This is a genomic window from Actinomycetes bacterium (genome assembly GCA_022599915.1).
Lineage (GTDB): Bacteria > Actinomycetota > Actinomycetes > S36-B12.
Map to the genome: position 1 here is coordinate 1 of JAHZLH010000027.1, position 17,939 is coordinate 17,939.

Annotated in this window: 20 protein-coding genes; 6 read left to right on the forward strand and 14 right to left on the reverse strand. The window is 59.0% G+C overall.

All coding sequences use genetic code 11. The features are described from left to right. On the forward strand, positions 1-202 hold a 202-nt coding region (locus tag K0U62_05110; protein ID MCH9800904.1), incomplete at its 5' end, for an MFS transporter. A 10-nt stretch (positions 203-212) separates the two neighbouring features. On the opposite strand, the gene K0U62_05115 is transcribed toward K0U62_05110, so the two are convergent. Then, positions 213-1,058, reverse strand: a complete 846-nt coding sequence (locus tag K0U62_05115; protein MCH9800905.1) for a hypothetical protein — start codon at positions 1,056-1,058, stop codon at positions 213-215. A 254-nt stretch (positions 1,059-1,312) separates the two neighbouring features. Between K0U62_05115 and K0U62_05120 the strand changes: the two genes are divergently transcribed. Continuing rightward, complete coding sequence (locus K0U62_05120; protein MCH9800906.1) at positions 1,313-1,837, forward strand: GNAT family N-acetyltransferase; 525 nt, start codon at positions 1,313-1,315, stop codon at positions 1,835-1,837. A 122-nt stretch (positions 1,838-1,959) separates the two neighbouring features. Here the strand turns inward: K0U62_05120 and K0U62_05125 are convergent, their stop codons facing one another. From K0U62_05125 to K0U62_05140, 4 genes are all read right to left on the reverse strand, one after another. Continuing rightward, positions 1,960-2,661 (reverse strand): hypothetical protein, encoded by a 702-nt coding sequence (locus K0U62_05125; GenBank protein ID MCH9800907.1) that lies wholly within the window; start codon positions 2,659-2,661, stop codon positions 1,960-1,962. A gap of 89 nt (positions 2,662-2,750) precedes the next feature. Then, the gene (locus tag K0U62_05130) at positions 2,751-2,915 is read right to left on the reverse strand and encodes a hypothetical protein (protein ID MCH9800908.1); all 165 of its coding nucleotides are present in this window, start codon (positions 2,913-2,915) and stop codon (positions 2,751-2,753) included. Between the two features lie 91 nt (positions 2,916-3,006). Then, positions 3,007-3,381 carry a hypothetical protein gene (locus K0U62_05135; protein ID MCH9800909.1) on the reverse strand — a complete coding sequence of 125 codons (375 nt, stop codon included), beginning with the start codon at positions 3,379-3,381 and terminating at the stop codon, positions 3,007-3,009. Positions 3,382-3,462: 81 nt separating this feature from the next. Beyond that, positions 3,463-3,801 carry a DoxX family protein gene (locus tag K0U62_05140; protein MCH9800910.1) on the reverse strand — a complete coding sequence of 113 codons (339 nt, stop codon included), beginning with the start codon at positions 3,799-3,801 and terminating at the stop codon, positions 3,463-3,465. Between the two features lie 125 nt (positions 3,802-3,926). Between K0U62_05140 and K0U62_05145 the strand changes: the two genes are divergently transcribed. Next, the gene (locus tag K0U62_05145; GenBank protein ID MCH9800911.1) at positions 3,927-4,238 is read left to right on the forward strand and encodes a hypothetical protein; all 312 of its coding nucleotides are present in this window, start codon (positions 3,927-3,929) and stop codon (positions 4,236-4,238) included. A 264-nt stretch (positions 4,239-4,502) separates the two neighbouring features. Here K0U62_05145 and K0U62_05150 read toward each other — a convergent pair whose 3' ends face one another. The 4 genes from K0U62_05150 to K0U62_05165 form a co-directional block, all read right to left on the reverse strand. Beyond that, positions 4,503-4,829 (reverse strand): hypothetical protein, encoded by a 327-nt coding sequence (locus tag K0U62_05150; GenBank protein MCH9800912.1) that lies wholly within the window; start codon positions 4,827-4,829, stop codon positions 4,503-4,505. Between the two features lie 76 nt (positions 4,830-4,905). Next, entirely contained in the window at positions 4,906-7,137 is a 2,232-nt protein-coding gene (locus tag K0U62_05155) for a CHASE domain-containing protein (protein ID MCH9800913.1), read from the reverse strand. Between the two features lie 131 nt (positions 7,138-7,268). Next, positions 7,269-8,471, reverse strand: coding sequence for an FAD-dependent oxidoreductase (locus K0U62_05160; protein ID MCH9800914.1), 1,203 nt, complete (start codon positions 8,469-8,471; stop codon positions 7,269-7,271). A 621-nt stretch (positions 8,472-9,092) separates the two neighbouring features. Next, positions 9,093-10,850 (reverse strand): SulP family inorganic anion transporter, encoded by a 1,758-nt coding sequence (locus K0U62_05165; GenBank protein MCH9800915.1) that lies wholly within the window; start codon positions 10,848-10,850, stop codon positions 9,093-9,095. Between the two features lie 459 nt (positions 10,851-11,309). Here K0U62_05165 and K0U62_05170 point away from each other — a divergent pair, with 459 nt between their 5' ends. Continuing rightward, positions 11,310-11,570: a hypothetical protein gene (locus tag K0U62_05170; GenBank protein MCH9800916.1), complete on the forward strand. Its 261-nt coding sequence runs from the start codon at positions 11,310-11,312 to the stop codon at positions 11,568-11,570. Here K0U62_05170 and K0U62_05175 read toward each other — a convergent pair. The 4 genes from K0U62_05175 to K0U62_05190 all read right to left on the reverse strand — a co-directional run bounded on the left by K0U62_05175 (position 11,542) and on the right by K0U62_05190 (position 14,788). Continuing rightward, positions 11,542-11,967 carry a hypothetical protein gene (locus K0U62_05175; GenBank protein MCH9800917.1) on the reverse strand — a complete coding sequence of 142 codons (426 nt, stop codon included), beginning with the start codon at positions 11,965-11,967 and terminating at the stop codon, positions 11,542-11,544. The two genes, K0U62_05170 and K0U62_05175, sit on opposite strands and share 29 nt — an antisense overlap. Before the next feature lie 195 nt (positions 11,968-12,162). Continuing rightward, positions 12,163-13,125, reverse strand: a complete 963-nt coding sequence (locus tag K0U62_05180; protein ID MCH9800918.1) for a 2-dehydropantoate 2-reductase — start codon at positions 13,123-13,125, stop codon at positions 12,163-12,165. A gap of 242 nt (positions 13,126-13,367) precedes the next feature. After that, positions 13,368-14,102, reverse strand: coding sequence for a sulfite exporter TauE/SafE family protein (locus K0U62_05185; protein ID MCH9800919.1), 735 nt, complete (start codon positions 14,100-14,102; stop codon positions 13,368-13,370). Between the two features lie 143 nt (positions 14,103-14,245). Next, entirely contained in the window at positions 14,246-14,788 is a 543-nt protein-coding gene (locus tag K0U62_05190; protein ID MCH9800920.1) for a thioredoxin family protein, read from the reverse strand. On the opposite strand from K0U62_05190, the gene K0U62_05195 reads away from it, so the two are divergent. Next, on the forward strand, positions 14,757-15,698 hold the full coding sequence (locus K0U62_05195) for a response regulator transcription factor (GenBank protein ID MCH9800921.1): 942 nt from the start codon (positions 14,757-14,759) through the stop codon (positions 15,696-15,698). The two genes, K0U62_05190 and K0U62_05195, sit on opposite strands and share 32 nt — an antisense overlap. 4 nt (positions 15,699-15,702) lie before the next feature. Beyond that, positions 15,703-16,803, forward strand: coding sequence for a HAMP domain-containing histidine kinase (locus K0U62_05200; GenBank protein MCH9800922.1), 1,101 nt, complete (start codon positions 15,703-15,705; stop codon positions 16,801-16,803). Between the two features lie 115 nt (positions 16,804-16,918). Here K0U62_05200 and K0U62_05205 read toward each other — a convergent pair whose 3' ends face one another. Continuing rightward, positions 16,919-17,863 carry a patatin-like phospholipase family protein gene (locus K0U62_05205; protein ID MCH9800923.1) on the reverse strand — a complete coding sequence of 315 codons (945 nt, stop codon included), beginning with the start codon at positions 17,861-17,863 and terminating at the stop codon, positions 16,919-16,921. Between the last annotated feature and the right edge of the window lie 76 nt (positions 17,864-17,939).

Sequence of the window (17,939 nt, forward strand, 5' to 3'; positions counted from 1 at the left end):
CGGCATGGCCGGGCAGATGCTGGCCCTGTGGTTCTTGGCGGCGGCCGTTGGCGACACCATCGGCGGTCAGTTGGCCAACCTGCTCTCCGGCTTGGGCTTGGCGTCCTACTTCGGGCTGCTCGGCTCGGTGGCCGTCCTCCTAGGATTACTGATGCTGCTGATCTCCCCCAAGGTGCGCGGCATGATGGTCGGGATCAAATAGCCAGCGCCGACTAGCCCAATCGCTCGAACCAGTCTTGTGCGTAGCCGCCGCGCACGCTTGTCACATGTCCGGCGGTATCGGCCGAGCGCTCAAACACATCGTGGAAATACACCGCAGCTGACACTGCATCTGTGGAGTTCTTATATCGGGCGAGGTCGAAGCCCAGATCGCCATACTGCATCTCATAGATCATGAACTTCGTCTGAGTCTCAGTCGACCACGGGTCAAGCCCCCGTTCTTTGGCAAAGGCAAGCAGACTGTTTGGCCCGGAGTCCCACCGCCCGCCACGCGACCACTGTGCCAACCCCATGCCCGGACCATCAGCTTGCACGGCAGTCGGGTCGATATTCGACTCTTGCTGCAGATTGCCAAGAATGCCGGATGCTGCCGCAGGAGAGAACCCTTCAGCGATCAGTAACTGCCAAACCAGTTCAGCCTGGCTTCCCGACGAAGCCGGCGGGCCAGCCATCACATTACGAGACTCCTGGGTATCCGGCTGAGACTTATTGGCCGACTGCTTCTTTGACTTGGTCGGGTTTCGCTTGCCAGCCTTCTGATTCTTGGCTTTCTGGCTGGATCGCTCGATCTCGGCGGCACGCAGATACAGTTCGCGGTCCCACCCGTCACTGGTCGATACGGCTGTTACGGACACCGATCCAGCTTGCGGGCTACCGCCAGCCGTCGACGAGCCTTGCGTTCCTGCAACATTGGACTCTTGCGCCACGCCTTCATCGGCGCTCGCCGGACTGCCCATCAGGGTGCCCATGGCAACCCCGGCCGCAATCATCGCTCCACCCACAGTCGCCGCAAGCGACTTTTCCAGTGGCGTCATTTGCTGAGCGATTTTCACGTCCATTTGGCTCCCCCAAGGTCATTGGGCAGTTGGGGCACTTTGCCAGCGCCCTACCCTGCAAATGCAGTTATGCCCGGGTAGACGATTGCCAAACACATTTGCCAACTATTTCGCTCAATCGGCGGTAAGTGGCCGCTAGCGAACAAGGTGCTGCCCGGACCCCAGTATCGGCGCTACCCAGCCTGCCCAGCCTGTGCCGACCGAAGAAGTCGGGTCAACTCTCGGCCCCCCACAAAACTTTGCGGGAGAATGCAGCGGTGACACTTCGAGTAGCAGGCCCTGCTGACGCCGACCTCGTCGGCGCACTTACTGCGGCCGCCTATGTCGCGGATGGGTTCGCCGACCCGCAGCGCACCCCGGGATACTTCGCTTCGCTTTCTGACGGTGAGACCCGGATCGCTCAAGCCACGGTGCTCATTGCGGAAGAGGAAGGCATAGCACTCGGGACGGCAACGGCGGCCATCGCGGGCAGCCCGTATGCGCATATTGCGCTGTTGGCCGAGTTGGAAGTCCGCATGATCGCAGTGTCACCGGATCATCGTCGCCGCGGTGTGGGTCGGGCGCTGCTGGCCGGCTGTGAGCAACTGGCGCGAGATCGTGGCCTACCCACTGTGGTGCTGAGTACCGAACCCGCCCAACAGGCGGCTCATCGGCTCTATGAAGCGCTCGGCTACCAGCGGGCCCCCGAGCGTGACTGGCAGATCGAAGATGTGGAGTTGCTGGTCTATCGCAAGGATCTTGCCCGGCACCAGGTCTTCGGTCCCGGTCAGGGCATTCACTGACCGGTAAGTGTTTGCTCTGCGCAGGAATCATCCACAACGTGGCTGCACCGAAATAGAACAACCTCGGGATCCACCGCTGAGGCAGATCCCGAGGTTGAATCTGGTTTGGCTACGCGCTGGGCCTAACCCAACAGCAACAGGCTGAATGCTCCGTCTTCGAGAGCGACACTCTTGACGGTGTACACCACAACCGTGGTGTTTTCAGCGTTGCATCCTTGCGGCACGGCTGCACCAGCAGCGAGGATAGACACTGATGCTCGGCGAGCCTCGGCGCCTTCGGTTGCACTTGTCGACAGCACCGTTGCCTGCGCGGACAGGACAGTGATCGGTGGCGATTCGATGCAGTAGGTGCCAGCAGGTGTAGCTTTCTTAACGTTGGCCGCAGCGAGCCCGCTGGAACGATCCGCCACCAACGTACCGTCAGCATTCACCGAGGCGTAGAGCTGATTCGCGGAGTATGTCGGCAAAACGCCGGGTGCTAGCGCTGCCGCGTTGATGGAGCCTGCTTCGATCTTGGATCCAGTGACCGCACCGTCGGCGATCTTGCTCGAGGTCACACCACTGTCAGCGATTTTTCTGGAGGTTACACCGCCATCAACGATCTTTCCTGACCGAACGGCAGACGGTTTGATCTTGCCTTTGCCGATAGATTGCTTGGCAATTTTCTTGCCGGTGACAGCTTTCTTCTTGATTTGCTTGGTTCCCACTGACTTACTTGGCAACTCCTGTGCGGCCGGTAGCTGCGAGGTCGCGTAACTGGCACCGCTGACAGAGGCAAACAGTGCGACAATTGAAATGATTAGGGCGGGTGATGGTTTCTTCATAAGGGCGGGTTTACCCGCACCGACCAGTGCGAGTCAATCCCCGCGCGGGTATTTTGTGAAAAACCCGGATGCCACCGTCGGCTGGATGACTAGCCCTCGTCTAGCCGATGTCGCCGCGTTTCCTTCTCAATGTTTCCCTGCTTGGCGTGAGCATCTCGCCGCTCTTCGTGCGCCTGCTCTTGCGCCACTGCCTCATCGACTGTGGCTAGGTCTTCCGCTTCCGCGAGGTTCTCGCGCTCATCTTCCGGTGTCATAGGACATCCTTCCTTACTTGATCCAACCATCCTGGATCCCCCGAACAAACTCGGCTGATCAGAAAGAATCGCCGGACTTGGTAGCGAGCGGTCAACTGAAGGCTGCGTAGATCAGGCCCGCGGTCGAGGCCAGCACGAGTACGAAGGTCAGGATGCGGAAGAAAGAGAAGGGCGACTTGGTGAATTCGCCGACGATGTTGCTATCTCGTTCATCCTCCGGCACGTCTTGGGTTAACGCCTTCACATCCACAATGCAGCCATCGATCCACAGCCAGGACATGATGCCGAGCGCGAGCACCACGATCACGAAGGCGATCCGGACCGCATCGAATTGCTGAATGGCTGGCGCCCCCAACGTCAGCGCGAGCACCAACAGCACTGAGCCGAGGATATACATCATGAAGCCGACCGCTAAGTCGCGAGTACGGAGTCTCATCCAGAAACGAAACGCTTTAGGGTCCATCATTGCCTCTCCAGATCATCAGTCTGATGCTCCTTTTAATGAACCTACTGATTCCGGAGGGTGAAGTCACGGAAGCCACCGGGTCTACTTCGTAGGTGAGGTCCACGCCCAGTAGATCAGCGGTAGTTGCATCGGCATCCTGAGCCAAGCCGCCAACCGCCACATCCGCGGGGTGTTGGGATTTCGCTGGAGTTTCACTGCCATCTCACCGTTACCTACCCAGATCACGACCAGGGTGGCTGCGGTAGCGGCGGGCGCCCATCGCTGTCGAGTCGCCAGTCCCACAGCGCACACCAACTCCGCAATGCCGCTGCCAATGATCCACGCGTTGCGAGACCCGAGTCGACGGGGAATCAGATCCCGGAATACCGACGGACGGATCAGGTGCACCAACCCGGAAGCGGTGAATGAACCAATGACGATGCGCGTGCCAGTGGGCAGTGATTCAACTGCCCCGGGATTGGTGGCAATCTCGGTGATGATGACCTCCGAAAGGTTGCTCATTATGGCTCGGGGTTTGAGTGCACCCCGCAACGTTCTTGACCCTAGTGCGCGGGAGTCCTATCGGCACACCGATCGTGCGGTTAGCAACCGGGCAGATTCCGCCGGTGGCCTTCGACGGCTACCGAACGAAGTTGTCGGAGGTCACCGATACAACTGAACTGCTGGCCTTCCTAGCCCGTTGGGTATGGGTGTCGCCGCTGGCCAGCACACCTTTCACCACACAAGCGGCGGCACCCAACAACTGGCCGCTAGTGCTACCCCTGTCGCAGGCGCTTGACCAGTTCCTTGCCACCAATCCAGCAACGCCCACCTCAGGTATCCACGAGGCCATCGGCATGAGCGATGCGGAACCATGAGCCAACACCCGGTTCGGTTCGCCACAGGCCCTTCGCGTGGGAAAAGAGTTGGCTTCACTGGTCAGCCGTTCGAAATGCAGTCCTGCGGTGTAGCTTTCGCCGGGGGAGTGCACTTCTCTTCGGTGCTGCGCTGGTAGCTCTAACCGAACGATACTTACGCGCTAAAGATCGGGCCGGACGGCTGGTATGCCGCACAGGCGAGTATCCAATTCCTCAGGGCAGCGATTAACTAGTTCACCCGTCGATAGCCACAAACTGTTGGCGTCAGGCCGCTAGCGGAGCCCGCGTGAATCGAGCCTGAACGGCCTCGGCCTCCTCGTCACGACCCATGTCCCACAACAGCAGCACCAGCACGGTGAAGCCAGTGGGGTCGGGATGGGGTGAGCGGGTGTAGGTCTGCTCGGCCTCAGCCGCAGCGACGACGCGAACCAGCAGTTCCACAGCCTGCTCTTTCTCGTGCTGCTTGATCAGCTCAACTGCCTCGCTGAGACGATCGGTGTGATGTCGGCCGTCGATGTAGCCAGTTTGGCTAACCTCACGATGCGCATTGGAGATGAGATCTCCGATAATCCTCGGGTGCTGGGTGCTCATCATCTGATTGCCTCCTCAACGTCGCCGGATTCCAACAACCAGGTACTACCCGATATCGACGGCGGTAAACCTCGACCTAGATCTCGTTACTGCTGCTCGAACCCACGCCGAGGGCTGACCCCTCGCCGTATATCGCCAGCTGACCCTTACCAGCACGCTTCGCTTCGTAGCAGGCTAGGTCTGCCCGATGTAGGTATTGGTCGACGCTACTGTCTGATTCCGGATCAACTTGAGCCAATCCGGCACTGATTCCTACCGAGAAGACTCCGGCATTAGTTTCGACTCGGAGATCGAGAATAGATTGCACAATGTTGCTGGCAATCCGCCGGCCATCTGCTAACTCGCATGCAACCAACAATACGGCGATTTCGTCACCACCCATCCGCGCGACGACGTCGCGGGCACGCACGTGTCGACCGATGTCAGCACCGACGGCTCGCAGAACTTCATCGCCTGCGAGATGACCCCCATCATCGTTCACTCTCTTGAAGCCATCTAGATCGCAGAACAGCAAAATATCGCTGGCAGGCCCCGTCTCAGTTTCCGGATCACGGTGAAGCGTGCGTTCAAACTCACGTATGAAGGCTCGGCGGTTGCGCAAACCCGTCAAAGCATCATGGGTAGCCTCATAGGACAGTTCTTCGGCATCGCGTCGCGCTCGCATAGCGAATCCCGTCAGCAACAGCACCAACGATTCCACGAGGAACGCAAGAATGACTAACGAGACGAAGAGAGCCAGCGACTCACCCCGATATCCATCGATCAATGGGCCAGCAGTTGGTTGAACGGACAGTTCGTATTCCCGACCGAATGCGCTGAGCGGCACAAGCGCCGGGCTTAGCGACTCAACGATTCGCTCGTCTTCGACTCCGGACCGCGCGGGGATGTCGCCGACCATTGCCGACTCTTCGTCGGTCACATCAACTAGTTGAATAGCCAGATCGTCCCAGGCGGAATCTTCGAAGGTTTCCGAGACCAAATCCCCTAGTCGGTAGACACCCACGGTGAATCCCTCTGGCTCGACACCTTTCGCTACCGCGTTTTCCGGATTCATACCGTTCGGATACAGCGGCAGCAGAACGAGCATTCCTTTCTGGGCCTCCGACTCCTTTGCCTCGTCTTGCACCAGGTCGATCGGAGCGGTGCCGATGGCTTCCCCCGTTGCGCCTGCCGCAGCAATCGCTTCCCCGCGTGATGGATTGAAGGCAATGTCTATTCCCAACGCACCAGCGTTGGTTTTCATCGGTTCGATGTAGGCCACAACCACATGCGGGTCTCGCTCCGTGACTGGAAGAACGTTGCCCTCTGCGTCACGTTCGGTGACGGTGAAGTCAGCAAACCCGGGCTGCAGTCGCTGCTGGGCAACGAAGTCCTCGAGCTCGTCGCTTGCCACCACCTGGTTCCAGGACACCGCCTGTAATGACGGAAACCGGTCCAGGAATTTGTCGGTGTAGATCCGAAACTCATCGGCGTCCACTTGGTCGGATGCTTCGAACAGGCCCCGTAGACCAACCAGGACCTCCTCGTGCCTACCCATACTCTTGTCCAAACTGCCTACCGCCGAGGTAGCCAGGCGGCCGACCTCGCTCTTCACTCGCTCACGTTCGAAGGTGACGGATTGCAGCAGGACAATGACCGCGATCACCGCGAAGACAACTGACGAGATTCCGACGGAAGCTCGACGCCCGCGCCACCAGGTCCGCTGCGACGGTATGAGCAGCAAAACCAGTGGTGCAAACAAAATGACACCCGTCGCGTCACCCGCCCACCACGTGACCCAGGCAGCCACCATTTGCCCGCCGCCCGAAAGACCGGTGATGAACTGGGCAAGTGCGCCAGCCGTGGCTCCGATGACGCAGGCGATGGGGCCGGCAAGCAAGAGAGTGCCCAGGATTGCTTTGGGTGTTTCAAAGCGAAGTTCGGAGCCCATATTTCGCCGGACCAACAGCACTGCCACCCAAGCCTGCGCTACCGCACCGATGCCGACCAGCGCAACACTGGCCAAGGCTCCGTCGCCCATGGCGTCCAGCGCAACTAACCAGGTCAGGTTGGCCGCACTCGCTCCGATGGCGACACCCACCAGAGCGCGCCAGCCAAAGACCGCCACTGCAGCGAAAGCGACACCAGCCGCAGGCCACATCGCGGTACCGAGTCCGGGAAGATGAAGAAACAGTTGAGCGGCAATCGCGAGCACGAAATAAGCGACGGCGACGCCCCCAACGATGAAGGCGGCATTCGTCCGACGCTCGGGAAGAACGTCCTCGTTACTGGTTTTTAGGCCCACCGGAACCTCAACTTGCGCCGCCATAGGCCTCCCATCGGTCTATACCCGATACTGCATCACTTCCGCCCACTATGAAACCGGCCACATTGCATCAGTCCGCGCCCCGAAGACGCTAATTCCGGTCGTTTCGACAGGCACCAGCTCCAGAAAGTCACTCACGGCAGCGCCACATGCCCGTGCTTCATCTTCCACATGAAGTACTTCTCGAAGGCCAACTTGAAGGCATGATTTTGTGGCCCTGGGACCATGACGCTGTGCTTGCGTGGTGGCAGCATCTTGTCCGCCAAGATCATGACGCCGTTATTGCCAGCATCCATCACACAGATCGCCTTCATGTCGGCGAATTCCTTGTGCTCGGTCGGCTGCTCCCCTTTGATCTGGTGCACGACGTTTTGAGCTGCAATTCGTGCCATCACCTCCGTCGGAAACCCGGTCTTCGGTAGCCCAGTGGGTGTTGGGGTCTGCCAGGGAACCGGGACTGCCGCCGCAATTCCGGCGGCGTACACGTTGTCGTAGTCCTCGGACTGCCAGGTATCCCGAACCTTCACATATCCCTTGGGATCAGAAAGCGGTGACTTCGCCACAACATCTTGACCGACAAAAGGCGGGATGATCATCGCGTACTGGTTGGGCAGCTCACGACCATCGGCGAGTTTGACCATTCCCTGGTCCACGTAGTCCATGCCCACGTCAGTGATAGCAGTAATGCCTTCTTTGTCCAGGAACATGTTCAACAGTTTTTCGCCATGAGGCAATCCACCGATACCGAAATGGCCGAGGAACGGTTCACTCGTGATGTAGGTCAGTTTGACCTGATCCTTCAACCCAGCTTTGTTCAACTGGTAGGAAAAATTGAACAGATACTCGTAGGCGGCACCAAAGCAACCAGCCGACTGGGTAGCCCCAATCACAACATCCCCAGGATCTGCCAAGAATTCCTTCCAGGCCTCACCCGCACGCTCTGCTTCCGGCAGGGTGGTGATCGTGACGGCATTTCCATCAGCCAGACCCGGTACAGCCGCCATGTCGTTCTTGTAACCGGTTGCAATGATCAAATAGTCGTATGTAAACACCCGGCCATCGCCAACTGTGACGGCTTGCGCGGTTGGATCAATATCAGTGGCTGGCTGGTGGACGAACTCGACGTTGTGTTCATCGAAGAGTGGTTCCAGCGGGAACGTAATATCTTCCGCGCTGCGCTTGCCGAAGGGCAGCCAGATCAGCGAGGGGTTGAAAAGAAACTCATCAGCGGCACTCACCACGGTGACTGCCACATCACCTTCGAGCGCATGCTTGACATGGAGGGCGGCATTAATGCCTGCAAAATTTCCCCCAAGAACCAGAACTTTCGTTGCCATGATTGACCTCCGCTCGCCGAAACTCCCCTGCGGAGATCGCGCTCCCCTCCGGCGCCGCGGACCACCGCAACCCCCCGGGTTACCAACCGACACCAACGTCGGCGTTGATGTCGCCCGGAGATGGCTTACTGCCACGTCTTCATGATACGCGGTAGGGTACCTAGATTGGAAGTCAAATTCACATAGAGTGACTGATGTTACAGAAATATTTAGGGAGCATTACAACTGAATCCCGGGAGCAACAAGGAGATTTAATAAGCACACCGGCGTTCTGGCAGATTTCTGCTACGGAATCCGGAGGCGCCGGGTACTAGGAGTTCACTGCTGGGTCTCGTCGTGGCCGAGCCCGCCACACCCTCGGCTGCAGTAGCCGAGTCCCACCTAGTCACCTCGCCACACCAGTGAAGGCAGCAGCCGGAGTACACCAAGCGCACTCCCCCAGCCACGACATAGGTTGGAGCTAGTGAGTTCGGCGGCTCAGAGGAGACAACAGTGAAGAATCCGCAAGCGATACCGGCCCTGCTGGGATGGATTCGGGGGACACCCGCTGACAAGGTGGCAGCCAGAAAATCGTAGAACCCAAATCTTCCTCGTTGGCGGCAGACGCTAGGTCACGTTCGACTAGACCTCATCATCGGAGTCGGGCGCCAACTCGGCTGCCTGACTTGAACTCGAATCGTCATTAGCGGAAATCCACTTCCGAGCTTCTGCCACCGCCTCGATCAGCGCCGCACCAATCCGCTCTTGATCGCGGTAGACATTGGCATCTCCGATTTCAGGCAACGCCCCGGTGTCGACCAGCTGCTCAAACACTCGGGGGCCCACACCGGACAGATACAGGCGGCAGTCCTGTTCGACGAGCCGACTGTTGTAGCGCCGCAAGATCCTCATGAAGGTGTTGCCGAGGTCCTTCTTGCCGTGAAGGCTGATCACCACGACCGATCTATTGCTGGTCGGCATGACATCGGGAAGCGCCTCTTCAAACACCGGGGCAGCTGCGAAGAACAAGCTGCCATACGGCATCAGCACAATTAGTTCGTTCGGTTCCACCGTTTCCGGCGGGTCAGCCTCAATGGGCCACGGTTGATCGTCGAAGACCAGTCGGCTGATCCGAACCTGCTCAGATTGGCGGACCACATACAGCATGATCGAGATACCTACGCCAAGCAGCACGGCGTATTGCAGCGGCATGATCAACGTCAAGATGAAGGTCACCATCATGGCAACTATCGACGTCTTCCCCGTACCCCAAATCGCGCGGATTTCCGCCGGTTTCACGATCTGAAAACCAACGACGATCAAAACTCCGCTCAGCACCGGCATGGCGACGATGGCGATGAGTTCGGAGAAGAAGATCATGCCCAGGATCATCACGCCGCCAGCGATGATGGGGGCGAGCCGTGACTTGGCACCACCGCTCATATTGACCGCAGTGGCTGACATTGATCCACCTACTGGCATTCCCTGGAAAACCCCCGCAGCGATGTTGCCGACTCCTTGGCCACGAAAGTCACCTGAAGGTTCCGGGAATTTGCCATCCGGATTAGGAATGGACGAACTGATAGCAGCCCCTTGCACCAGCCCCACGAAGGTCAGAGACAAAGCCGGGATCAGCAGGCTCGGCACCGCGGCAAGGTCTGGCATTTGAGGAGCAGGTAGCGACGAAGGAATACTGGCGATGTCGGAGACGGTGGGAACCGATGACCAGCCGAGCACCGGAACCATGGCGGTACCCACAATCACTGCGACCACCATGCCCATGGCACCAAGCCGGGTCTTGCTCAAACCCACAATCAACGCCACGGTGACCAGGCCAACCGTTACCGTCGTCCACTGCCACTGACCAATGTGCAGCACCGTGTCGATGGCTCGAACAATTCGCCCAGGCCCCTGCCCGTCGTACCCAGTGAAGTCCGACAACTGACCCAAAACGATATTTATCGCGGTACCAGTAATGAACCCGGTGATCACCGATGCGGGCACAAAACGTACCAGTGACCCCAGTTTGAAGATGCCGAGAACGAGCATGACCAGCCCGATCATCATGGACAGCGTAAACAGCGCCCGGTCAGGGTCAACGGCGTTTTGTACTTCACCCACGTCGGCGATCACAACCGCCATCGCGCTAGTGGCCTGCACCACCATGTAGATCGAACTCGACGTGAGGATGCCGCCGACCATTCCGAAGGTGTAGGCGTACAGGCCGTAGAGCGGGTTGACGCCCGCCAGCAGCCCGGTGGCTAAACCCGACGGCACACTCTGCACCCCCAGGACCGTCCCCGCACCTAGATCGGCCCCAATAGCGCGACGATTACCGAACTGGCTGAGGAGTCGAGATAGTGGCCGCGCTCTTGGTGCAGTGGCGGGGTTATCCGACATCAGCCCTCCGCTGCGATAGCGACAAAAGCTGCCGACAAGGACAGCCCGGCGATTCTATCCAAGTCAGCTGAACCTCACTCGGTAACAAGTGAACGACCGGCACGACGGTGAAGTCCTGAGCCATTACTTGATCAAAGACCACCGGTTAGCCGACATCAGCATCGGTAGTCTTCGTAAGGTCGGCCGCTATCGCAGTTGTTACCTGGTAAAGATAACTCCGGGGAGGCTACCCACGACAGCGGCTCACGCCTTCGCCATCTACGTGGTGCGCGATGCCCAGTATGGAACCAACTTCACGGTCGAACTGCCCATAACTCTTGTTGCGGTGGCCCTAGTGTTCTGGGGTCGCCGAACACGGAAACGCTGGGGCTACTTATGGTCTTCCTGGTGGGAACAGTGATCTGATTCTCAATACGACCGCCCGAGTTTCGGCAACGTTCCCTGTCCCGATACGCCGGGATGGCCGTCTTCGCAGTGATCTGGACAACGACATCCGTACTGATCAGTAGTCGCTGGATCGAAGTTCTTGGCGCAACCCCTGGCACTTTCGACGACGCCGGAAAGTTGGTAAGCCTACTCGCGCTCGGCTACGACATCTTCGTTGAGATCGCGTTGGCCTACGTCTCCTTCTTCGCGACATCGGCGCTGCTGGTTTGGATTCGCCATGCGTCCGATGACTCCTGCGCGAATGTTAGGACACGTCGCAATAGTTCTTCTTGATGTCTTGCGGGAAGTCGTCGTCTTCGCAGACCGATTTGCTGACCTGGTTCCACTGCCCATCGTCTGAGGAAAGGATCGCGGTCGCGTCGTCACCACCTGGATCGGTGAAGTCAACTCCGGCATAACCGTCTGCACACTCAAACCCGAAAACAGCCGATGCTGACACGTCAAGCGCGGGTGCCAGTGCAGCCGCCGTGCAGTCCGTGCTCGACGTCGGCTCAGACGTCGGCTCAGTCGTCGGCTCAGTGGTCGGTGCCGACTCCGTGGGTGCGGGTTCGGGCGCAGCCGATGATGCCGCATCGGTCGAGTCGGAGTCCGACGAAGAACAGCCAGCGATAAGGAGCAAAGCTACCGCTGCGCCAGCTAGATGAGACAAAGTCCTTTGCGAGATCTGCATGCGGGTAGTACAGCAGGATTCAGCGACTTTTGCCGGATAATCAGTATTTTTTGCCGGACAAGAGGTGCCTCCATCACCGAGCCAATCTCTTGCCTCTGTCAGAAGGATGTGACGGGCATGCCAGTCACATCCAACAGCTACCGAACCGGTAACGCGAGTAGCGCTTTCGCCAGGTCGGGCAAGTTCAAGTTCCAGCTACTTCGCTTGGTTTGCAGTATTCCGCGCGTCCAACATCTCAAGAATCCGAGTAAGTAATTCAGTACGGGGAACGGCAACTCCATGTTCTTTGGCGATCGCCAATGGCCGTTGATAAATGGAGTTCACTTCCATCGACTTTTTGGCATCGTAATGTCGCATCATGCTGGGGTAGTACGGCATACCTTTGCTTTTTTCATAGAGGCCCTGGATGAAATCATCGGAGAGAACATAGCCGTCCGCGGCGGCCATCTTCTGCACTTCTTCCATTAGGTCCAACCACTGCGAGGTCATATTCGGATCACTCGAGATCTCTCCGATAGAGGCATGGAAGAGGACTGGCAAACCGTTTGCCGGGACGTTGAGTGCGAGTTTTTCCCACAGGGTCAGTTGCAAATCGTCTGTTACCGCGGTAGGTACGCCCGCCTTTTTGAAACAATCGACTACCTCCATCAACCAGCCAGGAGCCTTCTCCCCAGGAGCACCAAAAGTGACCAGACCAAACTGATCATGCTTGATACGGCCAGGGGTTAATTGCTCGGCTAGAACAAAGGGCAACCCCCGGCAGATATGCACGTGCGACCAATCCTGCGATTCAGCATCTAGCACCTGCCGAACCGCCTCTTCATTTCCGATCCCGTTTTGCAACAGAACGACCACTGACTGCTTCTTCATGGCGTGCTGGACAAGTTGACCCAAGAGATGGTTGTCGCTGGTTCGCAGTGCAACTAACAAGATATCGGTCGGCACAAGATCTTCGTGATTGCTCGTAACCTTGACATCAGGAAGAACGATCTTGTCTGATCCAAAGTCCACCTCGATGCCGGACTTAGCCACTTCAGCTGCATTGTGGTGAAACAGATACGTCATGTCGTAGCCAGCCTGCTGCAACTGAGCTCCGTAGAGAACTCCGATCATGCCGGCACCGATGACAGCAAATGTAGGGCTGCTGATATCGCTCATTGTGATGTCCTTGTCCGTGATCCTCGAACCTCGAACCTCGAACCTCGAACCTCGAACCGAACTTATCGAGGCTTGACTCCGGAAGGGCTGTCCACCGGATAGTTATCGAGTTAACCCTTTTCGATGGATCTACGATTACAACGCCGTGGGTTAGACGCTGGCTTCCCTCCCCTGCTAACAAATACCAGTTGGTATCCGACTAGACGTCACTAGCTCGACCTTTCACCGCCTAGCCAGAGGTCCTATTCCGGGATGAATCCCGAATCCAGGTTCCAGGGCTGCCAGGGACTGTTGGCGATCAGCCAGGTTTCCAAGTCCTTCAGCCAACCCGTGATCACCAGGACCCCAATGATCACGAACACCGCTCCCAAACCGCGACGGAACCAGCCGTGCGGATCAGATGCCCATCGGGCGCCGCGGACGGCTCGCTGACCTAGCAACGAGATCAGAAACAGAGTTCCGCTAAGCCCGATGACGTAAGCGACGAGCAAGAGCAGCCCCTGGCCGAAATCTGCCGGTAGCACTGTGACGATGACGTAGGCATATAACGGGCTACACGAGGTGAACACCGGCCCCAGAGCCGCTCCGGTGAGCACTTCTCCCAGCACACCGTCGCGTTTACGAGCCGCGGCGAGCCGGGTGGTCGAGCGGGATTGCAACTGCAGCAGGCTACTGATCCGCTCCCAAATGCCCGGGAACAGCGAGACCACACCGAGAAGGATCAGAATGCCGCCGGATACCCACTGCCAAACGGCGGTGGGGATGCCGATGAACGCAGTCGATGCCTTCAGCACCAGCGTGAACACCACGATGGATAGACCCAGCGATGCGGCAATGATCACCGCACTTCTCCGAGCCGAGCGCTGCTGAGCGCGCTGCGGATCAACGGTCGTCGGTATACCCCCGGCTGGGTCGCCCTCAGCCGCCAATGGCGGCCCACTCGAGCCGCTGCTCGACGTGCTCACAACAGCATCCAGTGTGTGAGCGGATGCGGTGCTGCCGCGGTTCACCTCGGCTCCGCGAGCCACTGACCCACCCACAATGACGGGCAGCAGCGGCAAGACGCAGGGCGCTAGGGTCGTCAGCGCGCCAGCAACAACCGCGCCAAGTAGTGCGAGCGTCATGCGAGTTGCTCCGAAATCTCACCAACGCTGGTGGCACCGCTGAACTTGGTGACTTCCGATCCGTCAGGGTTTACCTGCACATACGTGTGCTGGACGGTCACACCATATTGCTGTCTGAGGTCCTCGTTGGCGTCGTAGTCCACCGACACCACCACGAGCCCGTCAGGGAACTGTTCACTCGAAAGTTGCTGGTCAGCTTCGGCGCAGGTGGAGCACCACGAGGCGTTGAAGAACAGCACTACATCGGCATCGTCGTACTGCGCCTTGTTCTTGCTGTAGTCGCTGTAAGACACATAGCCCGCCGGTGCCGCCGGAGATTTGGAGTCGGACTTCTTCGACGAATCCTTACTGGCCTCAGCTGCCGGACTCGAGGTGGCAGGTGAGGGAGCTGCTGACTCCGACGCTGCATCTGTGTCATTCCCACTAGCGCAGCCGGCCAGCACGAGAGCGGTGGCGACGGGTGTCAGCATCAACGCGAGGCGACGACGCTTGGTCAGTGAGTGGGTCATGAGTTGCTCCAGTGCTCCGGGACGGCTCATCCGTCCGCTCCTCTATGGAAACCCATCAACCTGCTTACAGGCCAGCCTCAGCCGCTTACGACTATCTTACGTCCGCCGCACACCGATTCCGTTTGTGTCGCAGTCCTCCTACTCTCAGAGAGTGGCCAACATCTTGATCGTGGACGACGATTACACCGTCGCTGAAATACTGCTGTCGTACCTGCAGCAGGCTGGTATGCAGGGCAGCCACGTCACCGCTGTGGCAGAGGCAGAACAATTTCTGTCGGTCGAGAACCCAGACCTGCTCGTCCTCGACGTGATGCTTCCCGATGGCGATGGTGTGACCCTGTGCGGCCAGGTACGTTCCCGATATCCAAAGATACCGATCATCATGCTGACCGCGCGCACCGAAGAATCGGATCGGATCGCCGGTCTGACCGCGGGAGCCGACGACTACGTCGTGAAGCCGTTCAGCCCCCGTGAGTTGGTGCTACGAATCCAGTCAGTACTGCGCCGAGCCAACCAACAGTCATCAGAACCTGAACACAACGAAGTCCTGCAGGACGGTGACCTTGTGCTCGATCGTGGTTCCCATCAGGCCAGGTTGGAAACTGTTGATCTGTCGTTGACCTCGCGAGAGTTCGATCTACTGGCTCACCTGATGGCGCACCCCAATCGCGCATTCACTCGGGACGAGTTGCTCACTGAGGTTTGGGACTGGGACTACGGCGACAAGACCACGGTGACCGTTCACGTACGCCGGCTCCGGGAAAAGATCGAAGCAGACCCAGGTTCGCCCACCAGGCTGACAACAGTGTGGGGAGTTGGCTACCGCTGGAACCCGATGTCGACTTCTCAGCTGACTGCGTCTTCGTCTCAAGAATCTCCAAAGCCTGTGGTGTCGCAGCCCACAGCCGAAGCACCGACAACGACCACGGGAAGGAGCTGACACTATGGAAATGGGACTATCCACCGGCGCGCTAGTCGCTGCTGCTGGGACTACCGCTGTTGTCGGCGGTGTGGGTCTAGCCGTCGTTTTCCGGCTGTCGAGCACTTCGCCGACCTGGGCGGCCCGATTAGCACCCATTACTGCGGTCGTCGCGGTAGCCGCGGGGGTCACTGCCGCAAGTATGGCCATGTTGCTGGATGCCGAGCAGGTCCTGCTGATGGTGCTTGTCCTGGCCGTCTCTACCTCCATCGCTGTGATCTTCGGAGTTATCGGTGGGCGTCGGGTGGCGGACCTGCAGCGACGTGCAGCCGAGCATGAGGCAGCGCTGCAACGAGATCGTGAGATAGAGGAACGTCGTCGGGAACTCATTTCCTGGCTCAGCCACGATCTACGCACCCCACTGGCCCGGATGCGTGCGCTTACCGAAGCCCAGGAAGACGGCCTGGCGCCGGTCGACTACAGCACCCGCATGATGCGAGAGGTAGATGGTCTGACCGTCATCGTGGAAGACATTGCCACCCTGTCACGACTTCGCAGTCCCACCGCGAAACTGGATCGCCAAACCACAGACTTGTCTGACTTGGTTTCCGACACCGTCAGTTCCAGTCAGCCAGTGGCCGATCAGCTGGGTATCCAGCTGGAGGCAGTAGGGCAAAGTGGCATCAATGTGCAGGCGGACCCCAGCGAACTTAGCCGGGCCGTGAGCAATCTGATTGCTAACGCGTTGCGCCATACCCGCCCAGAAGGATTTGTCAGGGTGGGGGTGTCCCAACAAGCTGGCGAGGCCTGCATTGAGGTGGTCGATCAATGTGGTGGCATCCCAGAAGATCAGATCGGACGACTCTTCGACCCAGGGTGGCGAGGAACAACCGCTCGGACCCCCGGTGACGGCGGCGCCGGGCTTGGCCTGACGATCACCCGCAGCGTGGTCGAAGCCCACGGTGGATCTGTGACTGTTGCCAACTCAGCTGACGGCTGCGTTTTCAGCATCCGATTGCCGCTGGGCGACAATGCATCACACCGAGACGCTGATGAGACGCGATCCCCCATTGCGCATCAGAACCTAGGCGAATCCTCGTCCAGCACCCCTCCCGGCCGGGGCTAGCAACGTGATCGGCCAAGACCATCTTCGCGAGGCAATGTTTCGTCGACAGTCGAACCCCTGCGAGTGACTACGGGGAGCGTCATCAGCAGTATCTGGCTGCGAGGCACTATCGCAGCTAGCCCTGCAGCGATCGCAGGCGACTGTCGGCTTGAATTCGAACGAGCGCACTGCGGTGCACTGACTCTGCGACAGCCGCCGCTTTCCCGTCACCCATGGGATTAGTCCCCATTACGGCTGCATCTTGTTCAGTAGGTGCGAACAGGAAGACCTGCTTGCCAGACTTCTTCAACGACGACATCTCTTTATTGACCTGTCGCCGCAGCGCCCGCCGAAGAAGTGCATCCGCCGCCCAGCGGGGACCCGAATGGATAGCCATCGGGGCGCTGATGATGACCGCATCTAGATCTTCATCCGCGAGCACGTCGGCATTGCAGGCCGACGCAACGCCACCATCCACGTAACGTTCACCGTCGATAACCACGGGTGCGAAGTAGCCTGGAATCGCACAGGATGCCGCAATCGCCGACCCAACCGGCACAGCAGAAGCCTCCGCCCGCTGCCGACCGAACACCACTCGCTCGCCATCAGTGAGCCGCAGTGCGGTTATCCACGGCATCGGATGTGGCCACTCCCCCAAACACAGCGCCGTCATGCTGCGCTCAATACCTGCTGTGGAGGATCGGCCCTCCGGTAAGGTCGCCGCCGCCATCTTTCCTAACGTCGCAGAACTTGGTGAACGCGCAAACATTTTCAACAGGTGCGGCGCCGCAGGCCGAAGACTTCCCTCCGCGCGCGGGGGATCCGCTGCCCCACCGGGCATTCGCGAAACGAGTCGCTCCGCCGCTGAGGACAGGGGCTGACCAAGGTGGCGCCGAAGCATGTCGGTGGGCGGCATTCCGACCCGCAGAGACGTCGCAGTAATGGATCCCACGGAAGTCCCCACAATCACGTCGGCATCTCGCGCATCCCACGATCCAGCTTCAGCCAAAGCGCTCAGGACGCCAGCGTGAAAGGCCCCACCGGTCAAGCCACCGCCACCCAACACCAGACCGATTCGCATGACCCCATCTTTCCATCCAAGCCCAAAGTTCGATCGTTGGCGGCATCCCCACGTTGCCGAACTCAGTATTCATCGC